This window comes from Protofrankia sp. CiP1_Cm_nod1 (assembly GCF_920888515.1).
Taxonomy (GTDB): Bacteria; Actinomycetota; Actinomycetes; order Frankiales; family Frankiaceae; genus Protofrankia.
In genome coordinates this window covers 1-5,416 of sequence record NZ_CAKKTM010000053.1, presented here as the reverse complement: position 1 = coordinate 5,416, position 5,416 = coordinate 1, and the positions used below count along the sequence as shown (strand labels likewise).

The following is a 5,416-nucleotide window of genomic DNA, read 5'->3' as shown; positions in this document are numbered from 1 at the left end:
CCGGCACAGCCGCCCCGTCCGGCACGGCTCCCGGTGGCTCGTCGCGGATGCCGGGGATGGCCACCGACGCCGAACTGGCCCAGCTGTCCACGGCGCGGGGCCGGGAGCTGGACGTCCTCTTCCTCACGCTCATGATCCGCCATCACCGGGGTGGGATCACGATGGCTCAGCACGCGGCGGCCCACGCGCGGGAGACGGACGTCCGGGCGCTGGCCCGGGTGATGGTCATCAACCAGGCCGTCGAGATCGACCAGATGCAGGCCGACCTGCGCGCGCTCGGCTCTCCCCCGGCCTGACCTCGCCCGCCGGACGACCGGGCCGGCGCCACCCGGCCGTCCGGCGGAGTCCCCTGGTGGAGCCCTCCGGTGGTGCCGGCCCGCGGGAGGGCACATCGCGGTGACGGTGGTGGGCAGCTGCCAACGGGATTCGGGGCCGGGCCGACAGGTCCGTGTCGCCAGGCTGACAGCATGCCGAGCCGAATCATATTCATGATTTTTTTATGTTGCTCGTGCAACATCCGACCCATGCGACCGGTAGCGCACGTGGACGCCTCGTGCCAGACGTCACAAACCGGCCACAATCCACCACAGGGCTATCAGCAGCCACGGAGCACAAGCACGGACTACAAGCACGGACTACAAGCCGGCCACGCAACCACCGAGGAGTGATCAATGATAGCCGATGCGTCCCGTCCGGCCGACTCATCGCAACCGCCGAGCCGGCCGGGCCCACCGGAGCAGGCAGGACCGCCGAGTCCACCGAGTCCATGGGGCCCGTCAGGCCCGTCAGGCCCGACGAAAAAGAAACGGCCACGCTGGGTGAAGGGTCTGGTGATCGGCGTGGTGGCCCTGGCCGCCCTCGTGGCCGGCGGGCCGTTCGTCTACATCAACTTCATCGAGGGTGATCCGCCGGCCAAGTTGTCGCTGGACAGCGCGCCGGCGCCCGGCGGCACCGCGACCGGCCCGGCCGCCGGCGCCACGGCCGCCTACACCACCGCCGACGGGACGTGGACGGTGGCCGCCGGCTCGCAGGCCGGATACCGCGTCAAGGAGGTCCTGTTCGGGCAGGACACCACCGCGGTCGGCCGGACCTCGTCCGTCACCGGGAAGCTGGTCGTCAGCGGCACCTCCGTGCCGTCCGCCGACTTCAGCGTGGACGTGGCCACCATCACCAGCGACCAGTCGCCGCGCGACAGCCAGTTCCGCGGCCGGATCATGGAAACGTCCCGGTTCCCCACGGCCGGCTTCAGGCTGACCCAGCCGATCGACCTCGGATCGGTGCCCGCCGAGGGCGAGCGGAAGACCTACCAGGCAACAGGCGAGCTGACCGTGCACGGCGTCACCAGGACCGTCACCGTCCCGCTGGACACCCAGCTCACCGGCGGGCAGATCCGGGTCAGCGGGCAGATCCCCGTCACTTTCAGTGACTACGGCGTCGAGCCGCCGAACGCCGGCGGGATCCGGGTCGAGAACAACGGGATCATCGAGGTGCTGCTCGACTTCGCCAGGTCCTGAGCCCTCGTCAGGTCCCTGAGCCTTCGGCGGGCCCTGAGGACTTCGGCAGGCTCTGAGGTGAGGCCTTCGGCGGGCCCTGAGGCCTTCGGTGGATCTCCGGGCCCCGCCGGGCTCCCGGCGTCGGCAGGTTCCAGGATCGGCCCGCTCTGCGGCTCCCGGAGCGCCAGTCATACGACCATGCGTGACCGCATGGTCGACGGCCAACGGAAAAGATCGCTGTGGGTTTGTCGTTCGGTACACTCACCGGGCCCGCCCGGATCGAAAAGCGAACCGAGCGGCAGACTCCCCCAGCTCACGCCCTGCGCGGACGACCGCGGGCAGCGCTTCCCCGCGGCCAGGCCGCGCCCCCGCGACCCCCGGCCAGGAACCGGAACACCCGGCCCCGGAACACCCGCGGTCAGGATGCCGTGGCCGGCGGGCCGCCGCCCGCCCGGGAGAACGGCCGCAGCCGCGTGACCAGGCCGCGGACCTCGGCCGCCGCGGCGGCGATGGTCTCCTCGGGGACGCTCGGGGAGGTGCCCTCCAGCAGGACCTCGAGCGCGGACAGCCGTTCGGCGATCTCGGTCATCAGGTCGAAGTCGCGGACCCTCGCCCGGGCGAGCTCGGCGACCCGCTCATTCTTCTCGAACAGCTCGACGAATACCGTGACCTTTGCGCGCAGCAGCCACGGGTCGAACGGTTTGGCGATGTAGTCGACCGCGCCGACGGCATACCCGCGGAACGCGTGATGGGGCTCCCGGTCGATCGCGGTGAGAAAGATGATCGGGGTGTCCCGCGTCCGGCCGCGCTGTTTGATGCGGTGCGCGGTTTCGAAACCGTCCATGCCCGGCATCTGCACATCCAGGAGGATCACGGCGAAATCGTCCACCAGGAGGCGTTTGAGGGCGTCCTCCCCGGACGACGCGGTGACCAGGTCCTGGTCGAGGGAGGCCAGGATCGCCTCGAGAGCCATCAGGTTGTCGGGCCGGTCGTCCACCAGAAGGATCTTGCTGCGCGGACGCTCCGTACCGTGCGCGTCCTCGGCGTCCACAGCGCCCACAGCGTCCCCAGCGCCCACGAGGCCGCCCTTGCGCTCGGTCACCTGCCCGCCTCCTCGCCCACGGCGCATTGCCAGCATTGGGGACATGCGCCAAAACCCAACCGTACAAGCCCTCTCAAGCGGCCAGGCATCCGCGACCACACGCCTTCCGCAATACTCACGTTCCGTTCCCAGGAAGTATCCCTGACAAAACATCCGATCCAGGCGCCCGGCCCGGGCTACCCGGGCCGGGCCGGGCGCCGGTAGCCGCGGCGCCCACCGTACCCGCGGGCTGTACCCGCGCCGTACCCGCGGGCCCCGCGTCGGCGGGCAGGCGATACAAGCGGGCATCGGCGCGAACTTCGAGGCTTCCGTTCCACACCTGCTCCGGACGCGGCCGCCTACAGATGCGACCGCATGGCACTGAGCAGATGCCTCAGGTCGACCGGTTTGGTGATGTAGTCGGTCGCGCCCGCCTCGAAGCTCTTCTCCCGGTCGCCCGGCATCGCGTTCGCGGTCAGCACCACGATCGGCAGGGCGGCGAAGGCGGGCATCTGCCGGATCGTCGACGTGGTCTCGTTCCCGTCCAGGCCCGGCAGCATCACGTCCATCAGCACCAGATCGATCATCGAGCCCTCCTGCTGGAGCAGCCGGATCGCGTCGTGGCCGTTGTCCGCGTACAGCACCCGCATGCCGTGCATCTCCAGCGCGCTGGTGAGGGCGAACACGTTGCGGACGTCGTCGTCGACGACGAGCACGGTCGTGCCGACCAGCGGGTCGGTCTCGTCCAGCCCGCTGACGGGCTCGCGGCGGGCGAACTCCTCGGGCGCTTCGGTGAGGAAGGAGGTGCCGGTCGCCATCGGCCCCGTCGCGCCCGGAACCGAACGTGACGAACGTCGTGCTGCCGGCACCGGCACCGACACCGCGCCCGGCTCCTCCGTGGCCGACCCGTTCCTGACCGGTCCGTCCTTGCCCGGTCCCGCCCGGCCCGGCCAGGCCATGGTGGCCGGCCCCCCCGCCAGCCGGGATTCCTCCAGCGCCTGCCTGCCCTGCATCCCGGCCAGCCGGTGCGACGCCGCCGCGCGGGGCTCCCCGGACAGCATGATGATTCCCTCGTTGTCCCCGGGGGTGGTGGAGGGCAGGACCTCCGAGGGCATCACCGACGGTACGTACAGGGTGAAGGTGCTGCCCTGGCCCACAGCGCTGGCGACCCCGATGGCCCCGCCGAGCAGCCGCACGAGCTCCTTGCTGATCGACAGGCCGAGCCCGGTCCCGCCGTAGCGGCGCGACGTCGTCCCGTCCGCCTGCTGGAAGGCCTCGAAAATCATGCGGAGCTTGTCGGACGCCACCCCGATACCGGTGTCGGACACGCTGAACGCCAGCACCACCGGCGCGGCGGACAGGCTCGGCGCGGTGAACTCGATCTCGTCGGACGCGACGGTGACATCCAGCCGCACCTCACCGGAATCGGTGAACTTCACCGCGTTGGACAGCAGGTTCTTCAGCACCTGCTGAATGCGCTGCTCGTCGGTGACGAATTCCGCCGGGACGTCGTTGGCGACCGTCACCTCGAATGACAGCCCCCGCTCCTCGGCGAGCGGGCCGAATATCTGCGCGACCGCGTCGCAGAGGGTCGTGGTGCGGACGGTGGCGGCCTCGACGTCCATCTTGCCGGCCTCGACCTTCGACAGGTCGAGAATGTCGTTGATGAGCTCGAGCAGTTCGGAACCGGCCGAGTGGATCGTCTCGGCGAAATCGATCTGCTTGGCGCTGAGGTTGGCCTCCGGGTTGTCGGCGAGCAGCTTCGCCAGCAGCAGCAGGCTGTTGAGCGGTGTGCGCAGCTCGTGGCTCATGTTCGCCAGGAACTCGGTCTTGTACTGCGACGACAGGGCGAGCTGCTCGGCCTTCTCCTCCAGCCCGATGCGGGCCATTTCGATTTCCCGGTTCTTCTCCTCCAGCAGCGCGGCCTTCTCCTCCAGCTCGTTGTTGGTGCGCTGGAGCTCCACCGACTGCGAGCGCAGCTCCTGGGTGAGCCGCTGCGACTGGGCGAGCAGCTCCTCCGTCCGCGCGTTCGCCATGATCGTGTTCAGGACGACGCCGATCGTGTCGACGAGCTGGTCGACCAGGTGCAGGTGCAGTTCGGAGAACTGGGTGAAGGACGCGAGCTCGATGACCCCGAGCACCTGCTCCTCGAAGAGGACCGGCACGACGACCAGGTCGCTCGGTGGGGCCTCCCCGAGGCCGCTGCGGATGTAGAGGTAGCCGGCGGGCACCTGCTCCACCCGGATGCGCTTCTTCTCCACCGCGGCCTGGCCGATGAGGCCCTCCCCGAAGAGGAAGGTGCCGTCGGAGCGCTTGCGGGGCGCCGAGCCGTAGCCGGCGACGTGCCGCAGCTTGTCGCCCTCGATGAAGTCGAGCAGGTAGACCGTGCCGAGCTGGGCGCCGACCGCCGGCGTCATCTCACTGATGATCATCTGGCAGACCGCGTACAGGTCGCGCTGGCCCTGCATCTTGCCGCCGATCCAGGCGATGTTCGACTTCAGCCAGTCCTGCTGGGCGTTCTTCTCAGTGGTCTCCCGCAGGTTGGCGATCATCTGGTTGATGTTGTCCTTGAGCTCGGCGACCTCGCCCTCGGCCTCCACCGTGATCGAACGGGTGAGGTCACCGCGGGTGACCGCGGTCGACACCTCGGCGATCGCCCGGAGCTGGGTGGTCAGCGTGGACGCGAGCTGGTTGACGTTGTCGGTGAGGGCCTTCCAGGTACCGGCCACCCCGTCGACCGTCGCCTGGCCGCCGAGCTTGCCCTCGGTGCCGACCTCCTTGGCCACCCGGGTGACCTCGTCCGCGAACGAGGAGAGCTGGTCGACCATGGTGTTCACGGTGT

The 5,416-nt window shown here is 69.7% G+C and carries 4 protein-coding genes; 2 read left to right on the top strand and 2 right to left on the bottom strand.

What is annotated here, in order from left to right; all coding sequences use genetic code 11:
* Together NBX02_RS03350 and NBX02_RS03345 are read left to right on the top strand one after the other, a co-directional pair.
* A partial coding sequence (locus tag NBX02_RS03350) for a DUF305 domain-containing protein (protein ID WP_250284608.1) occupies positions 1–296 on the top strand: 296 nt, incomplete at its 5' end.
* Positions 297–830: 534 nt separating this feature from the next.
* On the top strand, positions 831–1,514 hold the full coding sequence (locus tag NBX02_RS03345; protein WP_250289953.1) for a YceI family protein: 684 nt from the start codon (positions 831–833) through the stop codon (positions 1,512–1,514).
* A gap of 397 nt (positions 1,515–1,911) precedes the next feature.
* On the opposite strand, the gene NBX02_RS03340 is transcribed toward NBX02_RS03345, so the two are convergent.
* Positions 1,912–2,595 carry a response regulator gene (locus tag NBX02_RS03340; RefSeq protein WP_250284604.1) on the bottom strand — a complete coding sequence of 228 codons (684 nt, stop codon included), beginning with the start codon at positions 2,593–2,595 and terminating at the stop codon, positions 1,912–1,914.
* A 338-nt stretch (positions 2,596–2,933) separates the two neighbouring features.
* Positions 2,934–5,416 (bottom strand): ATP-binding protein (locus NBX02_RS03335; RefSeq protein WP_250289951.1); only part of this gene is annotated, 2,483 nt, incomplete at its 5' end.